The organism is Ciceribacter ferrooxidans, from assembly GCF_004137355.1.
Classification (GTDB): Bacteria; Pseudomonadota; Alphaproteobacteria; order Rhizobiales; family Rhizobiaceae; genus Allorhizobium; species Allorhizobium ferrooxidans.
The window spans coordinates 209,566-228,607 of sequence record NZ_SDVB01000311.1 but is presented as its reverse complement, the minus strand read 5'-3'; the positions used below and the strand labels follow the sequence as shown (position 1 = coordinate 228,607).

8 protein-coding genes are annotated in these 19,042 nt (G+C 62.0%); 2 read left to right on the top strand and 6 right to left on the bottom strand.

All coding sequences use genetic code 11. The features are described 5' to 3' along the window. Window positions 1-22: 22 nt before the first annotated feature. Complete coding sequence (locus EUU22_RS21190; RefSeq protein ID WP_129333965.1) at window positions 23-8,524, bottom strand: GH36-type glycosyl hydrolase domain-containing protein; 8,502 nt, start codon at window positions 8,522-8,524, stop codon at window positions 23-25. A 276-nt stretch (window positions 8,525-8,800) separates the two neighbouring features. Beyond that, window positions 8,801-9,502 carry a TetR family transcriptional regulator C-terminal domain-containing protein gene (locus EUU22_RS21185; RefSeq protein ID WP_129333964.1) on the bottom strand — a complete coding sequence of 234 codons (702 nt, stop codon included), beginning with the start codon at window positions 9,500-9,502 and terminating at the stop codon, window positions 8,801-8,803. A gap of 180 nt (window positions 9,503-9,682) precedes the next feature. On the opposite strand from EUU22_RS21185, the gene EUU22_RS21180 reads away from it, so the two are divergent. Next, window positions 9,683-10,846: a M20 aminoacylase family protein gene (locus EUU22_RS21180; protein ID WP_245485207.1), complete on the top strand. Its 1,164-nt coding sequence runs from the start codon at window positions 9,683-9,685 to the stop codon at window positions 10,844-10,846. An 81-nt stretch (window positions 10,847-10,927) separates the two neighbouring features. Here EUU22_RS21180 and EUU22_RS21175 read toward each other — a convergent pair whose 3' ends face one another. Genes EUU22_RS21175 through EUU22_RS21165 form a run of 3 tightly spaced genes read right to left on the bottom strand, consistent with a single transcriptional unit; the run spans window position 10,928 to window position 15,331 of the window. After that, the gene (locus EUU22_RS21175; RefSeq protein ID WP_129333963.1) at window positions 10,928-14,128 is read right to left on the bottom strand and encodes an efflux RND transporter permease subunit; all 3,201 of its coding nucleotides are present in this window, start codon (window positions 14,126-14,128) and stop codon (window positions 10,928-10,930) included. Further along, a complete protein-coding gene (locus tag EUU22_RS21170; RefSeq protein ID WP_129333962.1) occupies window positions 14,125-15,105 on the bottom strand; it encodes an efflux RND transporter periplasmic adaptor subunit in 981 nt (326 codons plus the stop codon). The genes EUU22_RS21175 and EUU22_RS21170 overlap by 4 nt, the downstream gene beginning before the upstream one ends. A gap of 25 nt (window positions 15,106-15,130) precedes the next feature. Beyond that, complete coding sequence (locus EUU22_RS21165; protein ID WP_129333961.1) at window positions 15,131-15,331, bottom strand: YgaP family membrane protein; 201 nt, start codon at window positions 15,329-15,331, stop codon at window positions 15,131-15,133. A gap of 338 nt (window positions 15,332-15,669) precedes the next feature. Between EUU22_RS21165 and EUU22_RS21160 the strand changes: the two genes are divergently transcribed. Beyond that, entirely contained in the window at window positions 15,670-16,758 is a 1,089-nt protein-coding gene (locus EUU22_RS21160; protein ID WP_245485205.1) for an MFS transporter, read from the top strand. A gap of 7 nt (window positions 16,759-16,765) precedes the next feature. Here the strand turns inward: EUU22_RS21160 and EUU22_RS21155 are convergent, their stop codons facing one another. Further along, the gene (locus EUU22_RS21155) at window positions 16,766-19,042 is read right to left on the bottom strand and encodes a xanthine dehydrogenase family protein molybdopterin-binding subunit (protein ID WP_129333959.1); all 2,277 of its coding nucleotides are present in this window, start codon (window positions 19,040-19,042) and stop codon (window positions 16,766-16,768) included.

The window sequence follows — 19,042 nt, the reverse complement described above, 5'->3', positions numbered from 1 at the left end:
GCTCCCGGTGTCGGTGCGGGAGCTATTTGGATTTCGCGAGCTTGAAGCCGCTTACACCGTCGGCCAGCCTCTTTCCATCGACGGTTACCTCGTAGCCGCCGTCCTCCGACCGTTTGACGGCGATGCCATACACGCGCTCGGCGATCGTGAGCGTCGCTTCGAAGCCCTGCCATTCGGGAGGCAGGCACGGACGGACGAACAGCGTGTCGCCCCGTCTGGTCACCCCGAGGATACCCTCGACCGCGAAGCGATAGAGCCAACCCGCCGAGCCGGTATACCAAGTCCAGCCGCCGCGCCCGAGATAAGCCCCGTCGCCGTAGACATCTGCCGCCACGACGTAGGGTTCAACCCGGTAGCGTTCTGCTGCATCCGCGTCGAGGGCGTGTTTCAACGGATTGAGAATATTGAAGCACCGCCAGGCATCGGCATCGCGACCGAGCTCCGCAAGCGCCATGCCGAGCCAAATGGCGGCATGCGTGTACTGGCCACCGTTTTCGCGGACACCCGGCGGGTACGCCTTGATATACCCCGGATCCGCCGCTGTCTTCTCGAAGGGAGGAGTGAAGAGCCGCACGATGCCGGCCTCGTCGTCGACCAGTTTCGCGACGGCAGCGTCGACGGACGCCGTCGCGCGCTCCGGCGGGGCCTGATGCGAGAGAACGCTCCAGGACTGGGCGATCGAGTCGATGCGGCATTCTTCCGATTGGGCCGACCCCAGTGGGGCACCGTCGTCGAAGTAGCCACGGCGGTAGTATTCGCCATCCCACCCGGCACTCTCAAGAGCGGAGGTGAGTTCAGCGAGATGCGTCGTCCACCGCGCGATGCGAGTGCTGTCGCCGCGTTCCTCTGCATAGGTGAGGAATGATTTCAGGGTCCCTGCCAGGAACCACCCGAGCCAGACGCTCTCGCCCTGTCCCTTATGACCAACGCGATTCATGCCGTCGTTCCAGTCGCCGCCGAGGATCAGCGGCAAACCGTGAATGCCGGTACGAGCGACTGCGAGGTCGAGGGCACGGGCGGCGTGCTCATAAAGGCTGAAGCGATCTTCCGTCGGCTGCGGCAAGAAGAACGAGTCGGCTTCACCATCGGGCAACGCAGGTCCTTCGAGGAACGAAATTTCCTCATCAAGGATCGCATTTTCACCGGTCGCAATCACGTATCTGTCAACGGCGTGGGCCAGCCAGACGACGTCGTCCGAGATGCGCGTGCGAACGCCGGCGCCGGTCTGCGGCAGCCACCAATGCTGTACGTCACCTTCGAGGAACTGCCGGGACGCCGCTTGCAGAATCTGCCGGCGGGCCAGGTTCGGATCCACGGTCAGAAAGGCCAGCGTATCCTGCAGCTGGTCGCGGAAACCGTAAGCGCCACTTGCCTGGTAGAAACCAGCACGGGCCAGCAGGCGACAGCTCAGCGCCTGGTAGGGCAGCCAGCCATTGACCAGATAGTCGAACGACTTGTCGCCTGTATTTACCTGCAGTCTGCCGGTGAAATCACGCCAGAACGCCTGCTGTGTCTCCAGGATTTTGGCAGCGCCTTCCTTGCGGACGTCCGCGATCAGCCTGCTTGCCTCGGCCGCGGTAGCACAGTCGCCGAGGAAGAAGCAGAGCTCCTTCGCTGCACCGGCTGGCACTTCGATATCGAGGGCGAGTGCGGCACACGGATCGCCTTCGGTTTCGATCGAGTTCAGGAGCCTCGATTGCCGTGCAACCGCTTGCGGCAGTTCGATCGAGCCGTTCCGTCCGATGAACTCCCGGCGGCTGGCCGTGTAGCTTGCGGCCGGCTCGCTTGCGGCGAGGAAGGCGACGCGGCCCGGATAGTTGATATCATAACGGTTCGTCGCGAAAAGCGCTCCCGTTTCCTCATCGAACGAGGACAGGATGAACGGCGCTGTCTTTTGGGCATTGTTGCCCAGAACCCATTCGGCATAGCCATAAACCCTCAAGGTGCGGACTGCCTTGCCGGTATTGCGTATAACCATCCGCGACAGCTTTACCGGACGCGCGCGGTCTACTGTCTGGGTCAGTTCGAGTTCCAGTCCTTCATGCCGGCTCTTGAACACGCTGTAGCCGAGGCCGTGCCGCGTTTCGTAACGGCTCGTTTCGTCAAGATTGAGGGTTCTGAAGGGCGAGAAGGTCTTGCCGCTCATAGGGTCGGCGACATAGAAAGCCTCGCCCGGCCGGTTGGTGACCGGATCGTTGCTCCATGGTGTCACCTGATAGTCGCGGGAGTTCTGGCTCCAGGTGAAGCCGGAGCCTTCGGCCGATACATGGAAGCCGAACTGTTCGTTGGCGATTACGTTGATCCACGGATGGGGCGTTGTTCCGCTGGCACCGAGACGCACGACGTATTCGCTGCCGTCCTTGTCGAAACCGCCGAAGCCGTTCCAGAAAAGCAGATCGCTCTGTTCCGTCAGCAGAACGTCCCGACCCTTATGTGGCTGGGCGGGCGGCAACCCGCTCCAGTCGGGTTCGGCGCCCTCTGGCAGCCGGGGTGTAGCGAACAGGGAAACCGCGCGATTGACCTGGTCTACGATCTTGCCGTTACGGGCATGGAGGACGACGCGGGCCGCTGCCACGAGAGCCTGGGTTGTGCCTTCCTCCATGAGGTCGTTACGCACTGTGAACACGTGCTGGCGCCCACCGTCGGCCTGCCGGTAGCGCAGGTTCTCGGCGAGCCGTTCCAATGCGTGCTGCATGTCCTGCGCATAGGAGGTTGCTCGTTCGTTGATGACCGCAAGATCGGCGACCACGCCGCGCCGACGCAGGAATTCGAGGGCGCTGAGCGCTTCGCGTGCGATCTCCATGTCCATATCGTCGTTGATGCGTAGCGCGAAGATCGGGAAGTCTCCCGAGATCGCCAGCGGCCAAAGCGCGGGCTGCGACGCAAGCCCGGTTCTGACGGTTTCCGGGTCTGAACGCAGATGATTATCGGGATAGACCAGATAGCGACCCAGATGCTGAAACGCGGCGGCCTGCTGCGAGGTGATGCCGATGTGCCGCAACTCGACCTGCGCACGTGTCCAAGCATGCACCAGCTCGTGACTGAAGGCATCGGGGTGACGATAGCGCTCGATGGCGCGATCCACCTCCGGCCGGCTCGGGGCCGCAATGGTCCAGAAGATCACGCTGACCTTCTTGCCGGAGGGCACCCGTACGACCCGGCGCAGGCTGAGGATCGGGTCGAGGGTGTACCCCTCCGTCCCCGAAAGCGTTGCCCCCGGATCGAAGGCTGCCGCATTGGCGAGATTCCGGCCACGGCCGAGGAACTTGCGCCGGTCGGTTTCGAATTCGGTCGGCCGGCCCGGACCTGCATTATCGACCACGAGATGTGCAACGCAGATATCCGGATCGGAGGGGCTGCGCTTGTTGCGTTCCGCACGAATGACGTCACGGCGGCGGCCGAACTCGGTCTTGATGAACATCCGCGAGAACGCCGTGTGGGCATTGTCCGCGTCTTCAAAGGCGAGAACCGGTTCGAGGTAGGATGTCACCTCGACAAACCGGTCGTCCGGCCCGGTATTCAGGAGTGTGACGCGTCGGCCTTCGGCGTCATGCTCGGTTGCGACGATGCACTCGACGGAGCTTGAAATGTCGCCGACGGTCTTGAAGAATTCCGCCTTGTCGTCTCCGAAGATGGCCTTGGTCTTTTCGTCTTCGGCGCGCCGCGGCGTTGCCGTGGTCGACCACCATTCGCCGCTTCCCATGTCGCGCAAGAAGATGAAGGTGCCCCAGCGATCCTCGGTCGGATCTGCCTTCCATCTCGAAACGGCCTGCCCGTTCCATCGCGAGAAGCCCGAACCGGTCGCGGTGAGCATGACGGAGTAGTGTCCATTCGACAGGAAGACCACTTCGCGGTCCTTCATCGCGGGATCGACGATGGTGCGGATCTCGGGTCGCAGGAGATCGGCCTGACCCTTGCCGGGGGTCTGCGGTTCGTACTTCGCGCTCATGACCGGGATCTCGCGTGGCGCCTTTTCCTGCAACAGGAGTTCCGCTGCTTCGATTACCGGATCGGAGTGGAAGAGCTCGCGTAGCCGGCCGTTGAAGGCGACGTTGGCAATGGCGGCAATCGACATGCCGTGATGGTGGGCATAGTAGTTGTAGATGACCGCGCAAGTCTTTCCTTCAGGCACGCGGGTCGGCGTAAAGTCGACCGCGTCGTGGAAGCCGTAGGCGCCCAGCGCGCCCAGTTTCCGCAACCGCTCGAGGTTCTCGAGGGCAGCTTTCGGGAAGTACTGGCTGGCCAGGATCGACGCATAGGGTGCAATGACCGCGTTCTGGCCGAGGCCGCGCTTCAGCCCGAGGGTGGGGACCCCGAAATTGGTGTACTGGTAGGTCAATTCGTGGTCGCGGGCGTTGAAAGCGGCTTCCGAAATACCCCATGGAATGTTGAGGCGCTTTCCGTGATTCATCTGCTCCCGGACGACGAGATTGTTCGTCTGGTTGAGAATGCCGCCTTGCCGCTCCTGCATAACCAGTGGCGGCATCAGGTACTCGAACATCGAGCCGGACCACGAAATCAGCGCGGCGCGGGCGCCGATCGGCACGACCTGGCGGCCAAGACGATACCAGTGCTCGGTCGGAAGATCTCCCTTCGCGATGGCGAAAAGACTTGTGAGGCGGGCTTCCGACGCCAACAGGTCGTAGCATGCCTCGTCGAGTTCCCGGCTGTCGACGCGGTAGCCAATCGACAAAAGGCGACGTTCGGGGCGGAACAGGAAACCGAAGTCCATTGAGAAGGCGATGTCACGGGCGCGGTCGCGCAGCGTGACCAGTCGCTGACGAAGCGGTTCGATAATGGAAAGGTCGAATGTGCTGTCGGAGATGTGCACCTCGCAGGCTCTCACCAGTGATTCCGTCCAGCGGGTGACTTCCTTGCTCTGTTCGGAGCGCACCTCATGGTGGAGGTTCGACGCGAGCTTTTGGATGTCGCGCGCGAGCACCGCCAGATTGATAACCCGGATGGACGCGAACTCATGCTCGCGCTTGACAGCTGCAAGCGCGTTGTTGAAGCCGTTGATGCGCTCTTCGAGCCGGCGGCGCAGCGGGCGAACGGTCTTGCGATCGTCCGGTAATTCGGCAAGCGCTTCCAGCAGGATGCCGCCGACATCGCCGATGCCGTCTAGATTGCCCTGCAGGTGCGCGGAAGGTGCTTCGGCCCATTCCCGGCAAGCGGACGAAACGGCGATGAGATGGCCGGCAAGGTTGCCGCTGTCGACAGCCGAAATGTAACGCGGGCCGAGTGTCTTCAGCGTATCCGTGTAATACCAGTTGTAGAGGTGACCACGGAATTTCTCCATCGTCTCGACGGTCGCGATCGTCTGTTCGAGCCGCTCGATCGTCTGCTCGAAGCTGACCCAGCCGAACTGTCGCGCCGAAACCACGGAGAGCAGATAGACGCCGATATTGGTCGGTGAGGTGCGGCGGGCAAGGACCGGCTCCGGTGTCTCCTGGAAGTTGTCGGGAGGCAGGTAGTTGTCTTCGGCAGTCACGAAGGCTTCGTAGTAGCGCCAGGTTCGGCGAGCGATCTTGCGCAACTCGATCGTGACCTCCTCAGGCACGAACAGGCGATCCTCCGTCTCTGCCGACTGGCTGACATACCATGCGACCACGGGCGAGAGGATCCAGAAGATCGCGAACGGCACGCCGATCAGGAAACCGTAATTGCCGGATAGAGAGGCCAGGCCGATTGCCGCGAGTGCGAGTGCAGGTGCGTGTCGCATCGACCGGTAATAGGAGAGGGGGTTCCCCTGGGCGACGGACTGGATGCTGCCGGCAGTGCGCCACTCGAGCAGGAGCTTGCGGCTGACGAAGAGGCGGTAGAGAGAGCGAACGATCGCGTCCCCCATCATCCATGCGGCGTCGGCGATGAAGACAATGCGGAGGGCAACCTGCGCATTGGCGGACCGGACCTCCGACCAGAGCGACTGGAAATGGGCCTTGGGAACGATATCGGTTTGGCGTGGAACGAGGCCCGAGAGCAGCGACAACGTCGGCGCGACGAAGATGCAGAAGATCAGCAGAAGCTGCCAGATTGCCGCTCCGACCGGGGTCATGGCGTACCAGCCGATCGCCGAGGCCAAGAACCACGCCATCGGCGTCAGAGAACGGCGAAGATTGTCGACCATTTTCCATCGGCCGAGTGCGGTGATGCCGCGTGATGGATCGAAAATGTAGGGGAGGAGCTGCCAGTCACCCCGCGCCCAACGGTGCTGGCGAGAAATCTCGACCTCATAGCGGGTTGGAAAGTCTTCGACGAGTTCTACGTCCGTAACGAGAGCACACCGCGCCATCGAACCTTCGAGTAGATCGTGGCTGAGGACCGTGTTCTCGTCGATGCGGCCCTTCAGCGCCCGTTCGAAGGCGTCGACATGATAAAGGCCTTTGCCGGTGAAAGTACCCTCTCCGGTAATGTCCTGATAGACGTCGGACACCGTGAAGACGTAAGGGTCGACGCCGCGGTTGATCGAGAAAACGCGCTGGAAGACCGAAGCGTCTTCGCCGGTGGTCAGCGACGGCGTGACGCGGGGTTGCAGCACGCCATAGCCGCTGACGACCCGGCCCGTTTCCGGATCGTGTACCGGCCGATTGATCGGATGGTGCATCTTGCCGACGAGCTTAGTCACCGCATCCCGCATGAGTCGGGTGTCGGCGTCGAGCGTCATGACGTACTGGACGCCTTCCGGAACGATGTTGGCTCCGGGTAGATAAGTCGTATCGCGGTCCCCGCGCAGCAGGAGATTGAGCTCGTGCAGCTTGCCGCGCTTGCGTTCCCAGCCCATCCAGACGCCCTCAGCCGGATTGAATAGCCTGCGGCGGTGAAGGAAATAAAAGCGCGTCTTTCCGTCGTGGGCGTAGCGAGCATTAAGGGTCGCTACTTCGCGCTTCGCATATTCCAGGATCTCGATATCCGCGGGCGTCTCCTCCACCGCGCTGTCACGCCAGTCGCTGAGCAGGGCAAAGGAGATTTCACCTCGCGGATTCGTGAGGTGATGAACCTCGAGATTGCGGATGAGTTCGTCGACGTCATCGCGCTTGGCGATAAGGCAGGGCACGACGACCAGCGTGCGCGCGTCTGCCGGAATGCCATCCTTGAATTCGTAACCGGTGAGGCGGGCCGGCTTGACGATGAAGGTCACCAGCGTATTGAAAAGGCCGGTCGCCCCTTCGGAGGCCGGCAGCGACAACATCAGCAACAGGATCAGGATCAGCGGCGAGGAAAGCCCGGCACCGGCGAGGAACCAGCCGACCGTTGCCAGAACCGCGATCGTGATAGCGATCACGGGGATGGCGATTGCCATCCAGTTCATGCGGCGCACGAGATCGGCGATGCGCAGGTGCAGCGGTGGACGGTAGCCGATCGCCTGTTCGAGGCGTTTTCGTTGCGATCCCACCAGGAAGCCGCCGACATTGGAGTGCGCGTCGGCACTCTGCGGATCGCGGGCGGAAGCGGCTGCCATGTCGATTGCAAGCTGCGCGATCTCGATCTCGGTCTTTTCCGAGCGACGGGCGAGGCGTTCTACGGTGTTGCGGTAGGCGTTGCGTGAGCCGAAATCGAGTTGGTGGTAGTCGGTGTGCTGGCCGAGGATCTTGTCGACCTGCGATACCTGTTCGACCCAGACCGACCACTCCTTGTCGTCGATTTCACGAAGACTCTTGACGATGTTGCCGGTGGTGACGTTGCCCGAGGAGAGCCGATTGTGTTCGGCGGTCATCGCCTCGTCTGCAGTGCGGCCCGAGCGCTCGAGGCGCTCTTCCAGCCAATTGACGGCAAAGCTTGTGTCCTGCGAGCCGTTTCGCATGCGATAGAGGAACTGGGTGGCGAAGGTGTTGTCCTCAGCCAGAGGCTCGATGCGGCTGAAGAGCTCCTTGCATGCAGACGGGTCGTTGAGACGGATGACCTCGTCTGCGATCTCGTTCGACTTTCGCCGCATCCGGCGAGAGCGGTCGACGCGCGTCGAAATGCGTCGCAGGTTTTCGATCAGGACGAACCGCACGATCGAAGGGAGTGCCCACAGCTCGCCGATTTCCAGCGTCTGCGACGACTGAAAGCCCTCGACCAGCGCGGTCATGCTTTCCTGGGACACGGTACTGTGGGTATGAGCGACGTAAAGCCAGGCGAGCGCCATCGTGCGCGGGATCTCGTATTCCCCGATCTTCATGGTCGGCAGCTGCCGATAGAAGCGGCGCGGGAAATCCCGGCGGACCTCCTGGATGGCCTCTTCGATGACATAGTGATTGTCGAGCAGCCATTCGGCTGCGGGCGTGATCGTCGCGCCGTTTTCGACGTCGGCGGCCGTCGCTCGGTAGACCCGCAGGATCTCCCGCTCATTCTCCTTGTGGCGCGCGAAAAAGTCGAAGGCGAAGAGAGCCGGCAACTCGCTGGCACCGTCGCGTGCGAGCGCTGCTGCGCTTTCATACAGTTCTTCGTTCGAGAAGTAGGCAGCGCGGATCGAATCGTTGTGATCGATCTGTTTTGTCTCGAATTCGCGCGACGAGGTAAGCAGCGTCATGGGTAAGGACATATTCTCGAGTTCTGTCATAAAGATGATTGCCGGACTGTCCTGACCTGCCTCTGTCCCCGGGCGCACCAATCTGACGGCCATGCTCTTGTTCCGATACCGAACTTTAAGCCGCCGATGGATGACGCTGGTGAAAGAAAACCGGACCTAGACGGAGATAGACTGCCCTCTACGGGAAAATGGGCTTTTTTATGCCTTATTTCAAAGCGGTAGCCAAGAGCTATTGCGCCGAAGCCCGGATGAAGTGACTTGGGCACCGATCCCTTTGTCCCTTTTGTCTCAGCGCCCAGAGGCTTCCGAATCGGTGCCGCGACCCTCCGAAAGGCTCAGACCTCCAAGAAGCAATTCCACCGCTGCGAGGGCGATACCGGGCAGAGGGTCGTCCTCGAAAAGGTCGTCTGCCAATGAACCCTCAAGCCAGAGACCGTCGATCATGCCGTTGATGGCGATGGCAAGCTTCCGGCAGTCCCCGGCGGGCGCGGGCCGCCCGGCGTCCGCGAGGAAGTTTTCCACCAGCTGCTGGAGGACGGCCAGATAGGCGAGGTAGTTTTCCCGCTGGATCTTCGCGAAACCCGGATCTACACGAACGTGACTAATGAAGGCCGCCCACAGCGACATCGTGCGGGGATCAGTAACCGGCGGTGTCAGGTTGGCGACAATGAAATCGTGCAGGCGTACTCTTGGGTCGTCGCCGGCTTGCTCCAGCGCATGAAAGGCTGCCGAACTCATCGTGTCCATGATTTCGCGGTAGGCGGCCTCCAGCATCTGGCCCTTGCCCGAAAAATAATGACGGATGAGGCCGCCGGTGACGCCGGCTCTCGCGGCAATCTGCCGAACCGTCGCTCCTTCCAGGCCATACTCGCTGATACAGTCGAGCGTTGCCCGGATAAGAGCCTTTCGTCGCTCGGCTTCCCCTGCACGGTGGAAGCTCCGTCGGACGGGCGTTTCCTGCGCCGGGTTGGTAGGGTTTTTCTCCGCCATCTGAAGAATCCTCGGGCGCCGATTGGCTTCGCAGGCTGGTTATACGCTTGATGAATTGCAGGACAAGTGCAAAACTCGCCCATCTCGCCGGCCGAGTTCGCGGCTGGCGAGCCACTCTCTTCCTCGCCGGAATCGCCGATGGTGTCCGGATTTCTCCTTCGATCAACAGCCGGTGAAAAGATGACGATACGCTTTTCGAATTACATGCCCGAGATCGTGGCAACGCGACGCCATCTGCACCAGCACCCCGAAATCGGCCTCTCCGAGTTCGAGACCTCCGATTATGTGGCGGCCCAGCTTGCCGCCATGGGGTACGAGGTCACGCGTGGACTCGCGAAGACCGGCGTCGTCGCGACCCTTCGCTATGGAAGCAGCAGCAGGAGCATCGGCATCCGCGCAGACTTCGATGCGTTGCCCATCCTCGAAGAAACCGGTGCCGAATATCAGAGCCGGAATCCGGGTGTGATGCACGCCTGCGGACATGACGGCCATACGGCCATGCTGCTTGGTGCTGCGAAGATTCTCGCAGAGCGGAAGAATTTCGACGGTGTGGTGCATCTGATCTTCCAGCCTGCCGAGGAGAATTTCGGCGGAGCCAGGCTGATGATCGAAGATGGTCTCTTCGATAGATTTCCGTGTGATGCGGTCTTCGCTCTCCACAATGACCCCACGATTCCTTTCGGCCACTTCGCTTTTCGTGACGGGCCGATCATGGCGGCCGTCGACGAGTGCAAGATCACGGTCAACGGGCGGGGCGGACATGGCGCCGAGCCGCAGGATACGGCCGATCCCATCGTCGCTGGCGCCAGCATCATCATGGCGCTGCAAACGATTGTCTCCCGAAATGTTCATCCGCTCGACCCGACCGTGGTGACGGTCGGTGCGTTCCACGCCGGCGGGGCCAGCAACGTCATTCCCGAACGCGCCGAGATGCTGCTCAGTGTCCGCTCCTTCGATGCCAAGGTGCGGGACCAGCTCGAACAGCGCATTCGCGGGATCGCGGAGGGACAGGCCGCTAGTTACGGCATGACGGCGACCGTCGCCTACGAGCGTGGCTACAACGCCACCATCAACCACAAGGCTGAAACCGATTTCGTCCGGGCGCTCGCGACACGGTTTGCGGGATCTGAAAAGATCATCGAGATGGAGCGGCCGACCATGGGCAGTGAAGACTTCGCCTATATGCTCGAGAGGCGACCCGGGACCTATTTCTTCGTCGGCACGCAGCGGACTCCCAACGATCCTCCGCTGCATCACCCGCGTTACGACTTCAACGACGACATTCTGCCGATCGGTACGAGCTTCTGGGTCGAGCTTGCGGAGGCTTGGCTACCGGCCAAATGAACGGCAGGCATATCAGCGTCTGAACGAAGACGCCCGCAGAATCGTCGTTCTGCGGGCGTTTGTTTTGATCGTGCAGGCGCCTCAGGTACGGAGAACGCGGTAGATCGCCGGAATGACGAGGACCGTCAGCAGTGTCGACGATGCCAGACCGAAGAGCAGGGAGATCGCCAGCCCCTGGAAGATCGGGTCGGTGAGGATGACCGCTGCGCCGATCATCGCCGCAAGCGCGGTCAGCAGGATCGGTTTGAAGCGGATCGAACCGGCCTCGATCAGGACGTCCGTCAGCGGACGCTCCGGCGTACGAGCATGGCGGATGAAGTCGACGAGCAGGATCGAGTTGCGCACGATGATGCCGGCGAGTGCGATGAAGCCGATCATTGAGGTCGCAGTGAACGGTGCACCGAACAGCCAGTGGCCGCCGAGGATACCGATGAAGGTCAGCGGAATCGGGGTGAGGATCACCAGCGGCACCTTGAAGGAGCCGAACTGCGCGACGACCAGGATATAGATCCCGAGGAGCGCGACCATGAAGGCGGCACCCATGTCGCGGAAGGTGACCCAGGTCACTTCCCACTCGCCATCCCACAGCAAGACAGGCTTGCTCTGGTCGGTCGGTTGACCGTGCAGGGCGATCTCGGGCTTCTGCAGTCCGGTCCAGTCCTGCGCGTCGAGCGCATCCTGAACGGCAAGCATACCGTAGAGCGGCGCCTCGAAGTCTCCAGCAAGCTCCGCAGTCACCATCTCGGCGTAACGGCCGTTGTGGCGGAAGACCGGGAACGAGGCCTGTTCTTCTTTGACGCGGATGACGTCGCCGAGCTCGACAACCGATCGGGAGCCGGGCAGGAGGTTCGCCGGGATGGGGGTCGCAAGGAAGGTCTCGTCGAGAACCTTGGTACCCTTTGGCCGGGTGATTTCGATCGGAATCGGCGCGCGCCCTTCACCGCGGTGGCTGTAGCCGATCGTCGTCGTGCCGTTGAGGATCGACAAAGTATCGAACACATCGCTTTCCGAGACGCCGTAGAAGTCGAGATCGTCGGTCGAGATCGTCGCACGCAGACGTCTGGCGGGCTGGCCGTAACTGTCGTCGACGTCAACGATGAAGGGAACCGAACGGAACGCTGTCTTCACCTTTTCCGCCGTCGCGCGGCGGGTGTCGGCGTCAGGGCCGTAGATCTCAGCAAGCAGCGTCGCCATAACCGGCGGACCGGGTGGTGGCTCGACGACCTTGAGTGAGCTGCCCTCGGGGACGTCCACTTGGGAGATGAGGCGCTGGCGCAAATCGAGCGCGATTTCGTGACTGGAGCGGTCGCGCTCCCCTTTCGGCAGCAGGTTAATCTGGACGTCGCCCATCTCGGGCTTGGATCGCAGATAGGCATGGCGGACGAGGCCGTTGAAGTTGAACGGTGCCGCGGTCGCTGCATGGGTCTGCACGGAGACGACCTCCGGCGTGTCCAGCACGACCTTGGCGATGGCCTGTGCGACTGCATCCGTAGTCTCTACGGAGGAGCCCTCCGGCAGGTCGATCATAACCTGAAGTTCCGACTTGTTGTCGAAGGGGAGCAGCTTAACCGTGACGTCCTTCGTGTAGAAGAGAGCCAGTGAGCCGAGCGTCGCCACGCCGACGAGAAGAAGGAAGATCCAGCTCTTCTTTTTGGTCGCAAGGATGGGTCTCGCGACAGCCGCATATCCTCGTCCAAGCGTGCCTCCCGATCCATGGTCCGCATCGTGATGGAGGTTCGCCTTGCCGGCGATCTTCAGCATCAGCCACGGCGTCACGACGACCGCGACGAAGAAGGAGAAGATCATCGCGGCCGAGGCATTGGCCGGGATCGGGCTCATATAGGGGCCCATCATGCCCGAAACGAACATCATCGGCAGCAGCGCGACCACGACCGTGAGGGTCGCGACGATCGTCGGATTGCCGACCTCGGCGACCGCGTCGATCGCTGCCTCCCGTCGGTTCGTTCCGTCCGACATGCCCCAGTGTCGGGCGATGTTCTCGATTACGACGATCGCATCGTCGACTAGAATGCCGATCGAGAAGATGAGCGCGAAAAGCGAGACGCGATTCAGCGTGTAGCCCATGAGGTTCGCGGCAAACAGCGTCAGCAGGATCGTGACCGGGATCACGATGGCCACAACGAAGGCCTCGCGGCGGCCGATTGCGATCCACACCAGTGCAATGATCGAGAGCGTTGCAAGCCCGAGGTGGAAGAGCAGTTCGTTCGCCTTCTCGTTTGCGGTATCGCCGTAGTCCCGGGTGACCTCGACGTCCATCGAATCCGGGATGAGGCTGCCCTTCACTTCCTCGACGCGATGAAGGATTTCTTCCGACACTAGAACGGCGTTTGCTCCGGCGCGCTTGGCAATCGCCAGCGTCACCGCCGGAACACGCTTCAGTTCACCGTTCTCGCCGCGGGTCACGGTGGAGGCGCGTGCTTCGGCAGTGTCGGTGACGAACGAGACGTCGGCGACGTCACGGACATAGACCGGACGGTTGTCGCGGGTGGTCAGCAGCAGGTTGCCGATATCTGCGGGGGTGGAAAGCGTCTCTCCGGCCACGACTTCGATCTGCTGCCCGCCGTCGCGAACAAGGCCGGTCGAGAAGGACCGGTTCGCGGCCGTGACCTTGCCGGAAAGCTGCTGGAGCGTCATGCCATAGAGTGCGAGCTTTTCGGGGTCGGGAGCGATGCGGATCGCCTCACCGGTTTCGCCAACGAGATAGCTCAGGCCGACGTTCTCGATCTTCGCTAGCTCGACCCGAAGCTCACGGGCGATGCGCGTCAGGTCGTTGGCTGTAACGTTCGCGCCTTTTTCGAGGGACGGTGTCAGAGTGAGTGATACGATTGCGACGTCATCGATCGTTCGGCCGACGACGAGCGGCTCCGGAATGCCGACGGGGATGGAGCCCATATTCGCGCGGATCTTGTCATGGACGCGCAAGACGGCCGAATCGCCCGATGTGCCAACCACGAACCGCGCCGTGACCATCACCTGATCATCGGCGGTTTGCGAATAGACATGCTCGACGTCGTTGATACCCTTGACGATCGTCTCCAAGGGCTCCGTGACGAGCTTGACCGCATCCTCTGCCTTCAGGCCGTCGGCGCGGACCATGATGTCCACCATGGGAACCGAAATCTGCGGTTCCTCTTCGCGCGGCAGGGTCAAGAGGGCGACGACGCCAAGTGCAAAGGCGGCAAGCAGAAAGAGCGGGGTCAGCGGCGACGTAATGAAGGTCTTCGTCAACCCACCGGCGATGCCCAGATTCTGGATTTTCATGGCAGTACAACCTCATCGCCGGCCCGGATACCCGTCAGGATCTCCGTCATCGGCGCGCCTTCATGGGTGATCGGTTTGGCTGTGACGACGGTACGCTCCGTGGTCGCCTCTCCGCTCTTCACGGTGACATAGTCGACGCCGTAGCGGCTGGTGACCGCGGCTTGCGGAACGAGCAGAGCCTGCCGTTCTCCGACGGGCAGGCGGATCAACAGACGCTTGTTGACGAAGTTTGTGGGCAATGCATCGACTTCCACGTCCGCGATCACGCGGCCGTTGTCGATTTCGGGATAGATCTTTGCGAGGCGGCCCGTACGATGATCGCCGGTGGTTCCGTCGATCTCGATCGTGGCACCTTCCTTGAGCAGGTCGGCATGGCGTTCTGGCACCGCAAGCCGCAGGAAAAAGCCGCCGCCACCGATCGTTGCGACCGTTTCTCCAGCCATGATGACGGTGTCGCGGGTTACTGGCACCGTCAGGACCGTGCCGGTCGTCGGCGCCAGCACCGAGCCTTCCTTGCCCTGCTGGACGATCACCGAGCGCTGTGCCTCGGCCGCGGCGATCTGATTGCGAACCACATCGACCTGTGTGCGGAGCGCATCGAGTCGCTGGGCGGTCGTCACACCGCGCTTGATCAGTTCCTCGCCGCGCGCGAGCTCGGCCTGGGCGTTGTCGAGTGATGCCTTGAGGCCGAGAAGCTGGGCGTCGATCGCCGCAATCTGAAACTCGATCTTGTCGTCCCGAACAGTTGCGATGACGTCGCCGGTCGAGACGTTGTCACCTTCCGTGACCTTCAATTCGACGACAGTGCCGCCGATCCGCGCACGCGCCGGCACGTTGTCGCGGGCTTCGACGCGCCCGTAGACGGCCTTCCATTCGGGAATGGTCACCGGTTTGACCTGCAGGGTTTCTGCGGCCGTGGCGGAAGCGGAGAGAGTGAGAGCGAGCGCAACCAGACGTGCGAGCGGCGGGCGATACATTTTGCTTTTCCTTTTCAGGACTGCGTCAGAAAGCCGTTCCCGGACGGAAGCCGAGCTTCTTGAAAATCATGGCAGCAGGGCAGAATCCGGTGAAGGCGGACTGCAACATATTGACGCCGATGAAGACGGTAAACCAGACGAAAAGCGGATGGACGTAGACCGTCAGGAAGACGGACAGGAGAACCATCACGCCGGCGAAGGCGAGTACTGCACGATCGAGAGACATTGGAAACCTCCACAGGACTTTTATCTACAAATATTCGTATATACGATGGTTGACCCGCATGCAACAGGATTTGCGTCGCCAGTAATCTTCGCGACGAGTTCCGGCGCCCTCGACACGAGCATTCGTTGCCGTTCGACGTTTCGGTGGGAAACAAAATGTGAGCGTCGTTGTGGGATGTGTCGCTTGCGAGTTCAATCGATTTAAATAGATTGCAAGCGCTTGCAGTGGAGGAAATCATGACCGAAACTCAATGTGAGACAGCAGTCGGAACGACGACGCACTCCTTTTTTCCAGCCACGCGCCGGGCCGTGTCGCTGCTCTTTTTTCTGAATGGGCTGATGATGGGATCCTGGGCGCCCAAGATTCCGCTCTTTGCCGCCGCCCTCGGCCTCTCCGAGAGCGGCCTCGGCATCATGCTCTTTGTCTTTGGGGCAGGGTCGCTGCTCTTGATGCCGATCGCCGGGTTTCAAATCGTCCGTTTCGGATCGCGGCAGGTCGTTCAGGTCGCGACCATTCTGTTCGTCCCCACGCTGCTCGGGATCTCGCTGGTCGACAATGTCTGGTCCGGCGCCATCGCCGTCTTTCTGTTCGGCGGGCTGACCGGCGCTATGGATGTCGCCATGAATGCCAACGCGGTCGAAGTCGAGCGGGCGATGCGGCGCTCGATCATGTCGTCCTGTCACGCCTTCTGGAGCCTTGGCGGTCTGGTGGGGTCGGCCCTCGGGGGATACCTGATCGCCGTCACCGGGGATCTTGGACACTCGGTGCTCATGGTCGGTACGGCGCTGATATTGTTCCTGATCGCCCGTCCGAGCATCCTTGCCGACCGACCGCATACCTCCGAGCAGCGGACAAAAGCACGGTTACCGTTGACGCCGCTTCCGTGGTTGGTCGGGCTCGTCGCACTCTTTTCTATGATCCCGGAAGGCGCAACGCTCGACTGGGGAGCACTCTATCTGCGCACTGAGCTCGGTGCATCAGTCTCCTTCTCCGGCTTTGCCTTTGCCGCCTTCTCGCTCGCAATGGCGGGTATGCGTTTTGCCGGCGACCTGGTGCGCGACCGCCTGGGGGCCGTGAGAACACTGCGTCTTTGCACGGCTGCATCATTCATCGGTTTGGTAACTGCGGGTCTCGCACCCAATCTGACCGTTGCGCTGGTGGGCTTTGCCGTTGCCGGTGTCGGCATCTCCAACATGGTGCCCATCGCATTCTCGGCGGGCGGCAATATACCGGGGCTTGCGCCCGGCATCGGCCTGTCGGTGGTGACGACCCTCGGCTATTCGGGAATTCTCTTTGCGCCGTCGGTGATCGGCTTTGTCGCGGAGCACACCTCGCTCTCGGCGGTCTTCACTGCCGTCTCGTTCCTGAATGTCGTCGTCTTCGCGCTTTCAGGTCTGGCGAGGCACGCCGACCGCACAAGCGGCTGAGCGCCCATCAGACAAACCTCACCTCTTCGGAAAACGGCAGGCGCCGGAGGCGCTTGCCGGTCAGAGCGAAAATCGCGTTTCCGAGTGCCGGCATGGAGGGCGGCGTTCCGGGTTCGCCGGCACCACCCAGCCGCGGTGCATTTTCGAGCAATTCCACTTCGATCAGCGGACATTGATTCATGCGCAGGGCATCGTAGTCGTGGAAGTTCGACTGTTCGACCACTCCGTCGGCGAAAGTGATCTGCTGCCCGACCGCTGCCGACAGGCCGAAGACGATGCCCGACATCATCTGCGCCCTGAAATTCAACGGATCGAGCACAATCCCGGGATCCGCTGCGCACCACACCCGCTCGATCCTGATACTGCTGCCGGTTTCGGAGACCTCGACCACCTGGGCGACCCATGTCCCGAAGGAAAGGGCGAAGGCGAGGCCGCGCGCTTTGCCGGTTTCGGGTGCCGTGCCCCAGCCTGACATCGACGCCACCTTTTCAAGGACGGCCAAGGCCACCGGATAATCCCGCATGAGTCTGCGCCGTAATTCGAGCGGATCGTTGCCGCCGGTCTGGGCGATCTCGTCGATGAAGCTTTCGTGCATGAAGGTGTTGTAAGAAAAGCCAACCGAGCGCCAGAAACCGACCGGGACGGCAATGTCGACCTTCCGGCCGTCCACGCGGTAGTTCGCGATGCCATAGGGCTGATTGTAGGCTCCGTCGACGAGAGTGCTGTCAGGGCCGCCTGTGGGCAGATCCGGGAAATAGCGTCCGAGCGTGCTGGCAATCACCGAGGGAGCCGCAACCGATCCGACCAGCGCTTTCGGGAGGCCGTCGTCATCAAGCACCGCCTTATAGCGCCCCATGGCGGCCGGCCGATAGGGCCCGTGGCTGATGTCCTCTTCCCTTGTCCAGGTGACCTTGACCGGCCTGCCATCCGCTTCTTTCGCCAGACGGAGCGCATAATCGGAGAAATCGGGTTCGATGCGCCGGCCGAAGCCGCCGCCGAGAAACGTCGTGTGAACCGCGATGCGGTCGTCAGGAGCGCCCGTCACCCGGCTCGCCACGATTTTCACGAGCGAGGGGCTCTGGTTCGGCGCCCATACGTCGACAAGTCCGTCCCGGATATGGGCGGTCGCGTTCATCGGCTCCATGGCGGCGTGGGAGAGGAACGGGACCTTATAGGCGGCCTCCAATACTCTTTCGGGCGGGGCATCGGCAAAAACGAGGTCCGGATCGCCGGCCGTCCTGAGAGAGAAGGAGTCGGTGCCGTTCAGTGCTGCTCCCAATGCCGTGTCGACGTCGACCGAGCTCGCTGGACCCGGTCCACTCTCCCACTCGATCTCGACGGCCTCGGCGGCCCTGAACGCGCGCCATGTGTTGTCCGCGATCACCCCGATCCCATGGCCATAGGGACTGTCGATCTCGATGATCTTTTTGACGCCTGCCATCGCGAGGGCAGCCTTGGCATCGAACCTCGTCATCCGCCCGCCAGGCCTGGGGTTCATGCGCACCGTTCCGTAGAACATGTCCGGCAGGCTCACATCGATCCCGAAGATCGGGGCGCCGGTCACCTTTCGCACCATGTCCTGGCGTGGTTGCGGTGTGCCGAGAATTTTCCACCGGGAGCGGTCGCGAAGCACAACGTCGGAGGGCGGATCGAGCTTTGCGGCATCGAGGACGAGGGTACCGTAGGCGAGGCGTCTGCCGGACTTGGGATCGGACACGAAGCTCTCGGCAGTCGTCAAGCTCTCGCGTGACACACCCAGTTTCGCCGCGGCCGCTGCCTTCAGCATTTCGCGGGCAGTTGCCCCTGCGAGGCGCATCTTCTCGAAGCCGTCGGCCATGGAGGTCGACCCTCCGGTGAACTGCAGGCCGGCGAATTTGGCGACGACGCCCATGATGTCGCGAAGGCTCTCCGCGAGAAGCCCGTCGTCGAATTGCGGGAACGGGGCGCCGTCGCGAAATGCCGCTTCGTTGAAATAGGCCGGAGACGCCGGACCGTGCTCGATCGCAACCTGCTCGATCGCGACGTCGAGTTCCTCCGCGACGAGTGCCGCGAGCGTCGTATAGACCCCCTGACCCATCTCGGCACGGGGCGCGATGATCGAAATGCGATTGTCGGTGGCGATCTTGACATACGGGTTGAAGGCGACCTCATCCTCCCTGAGTCCATCGCGGAGCGGATTCGGATAAGGCCGCTTGTATTGATAATAGCCGAATGCAACGCCACCTGTGACGGCGACGGCGCCGACCAAGAGTGTGCGCCGGGTAATTTTGCCGATGGTGCCCAT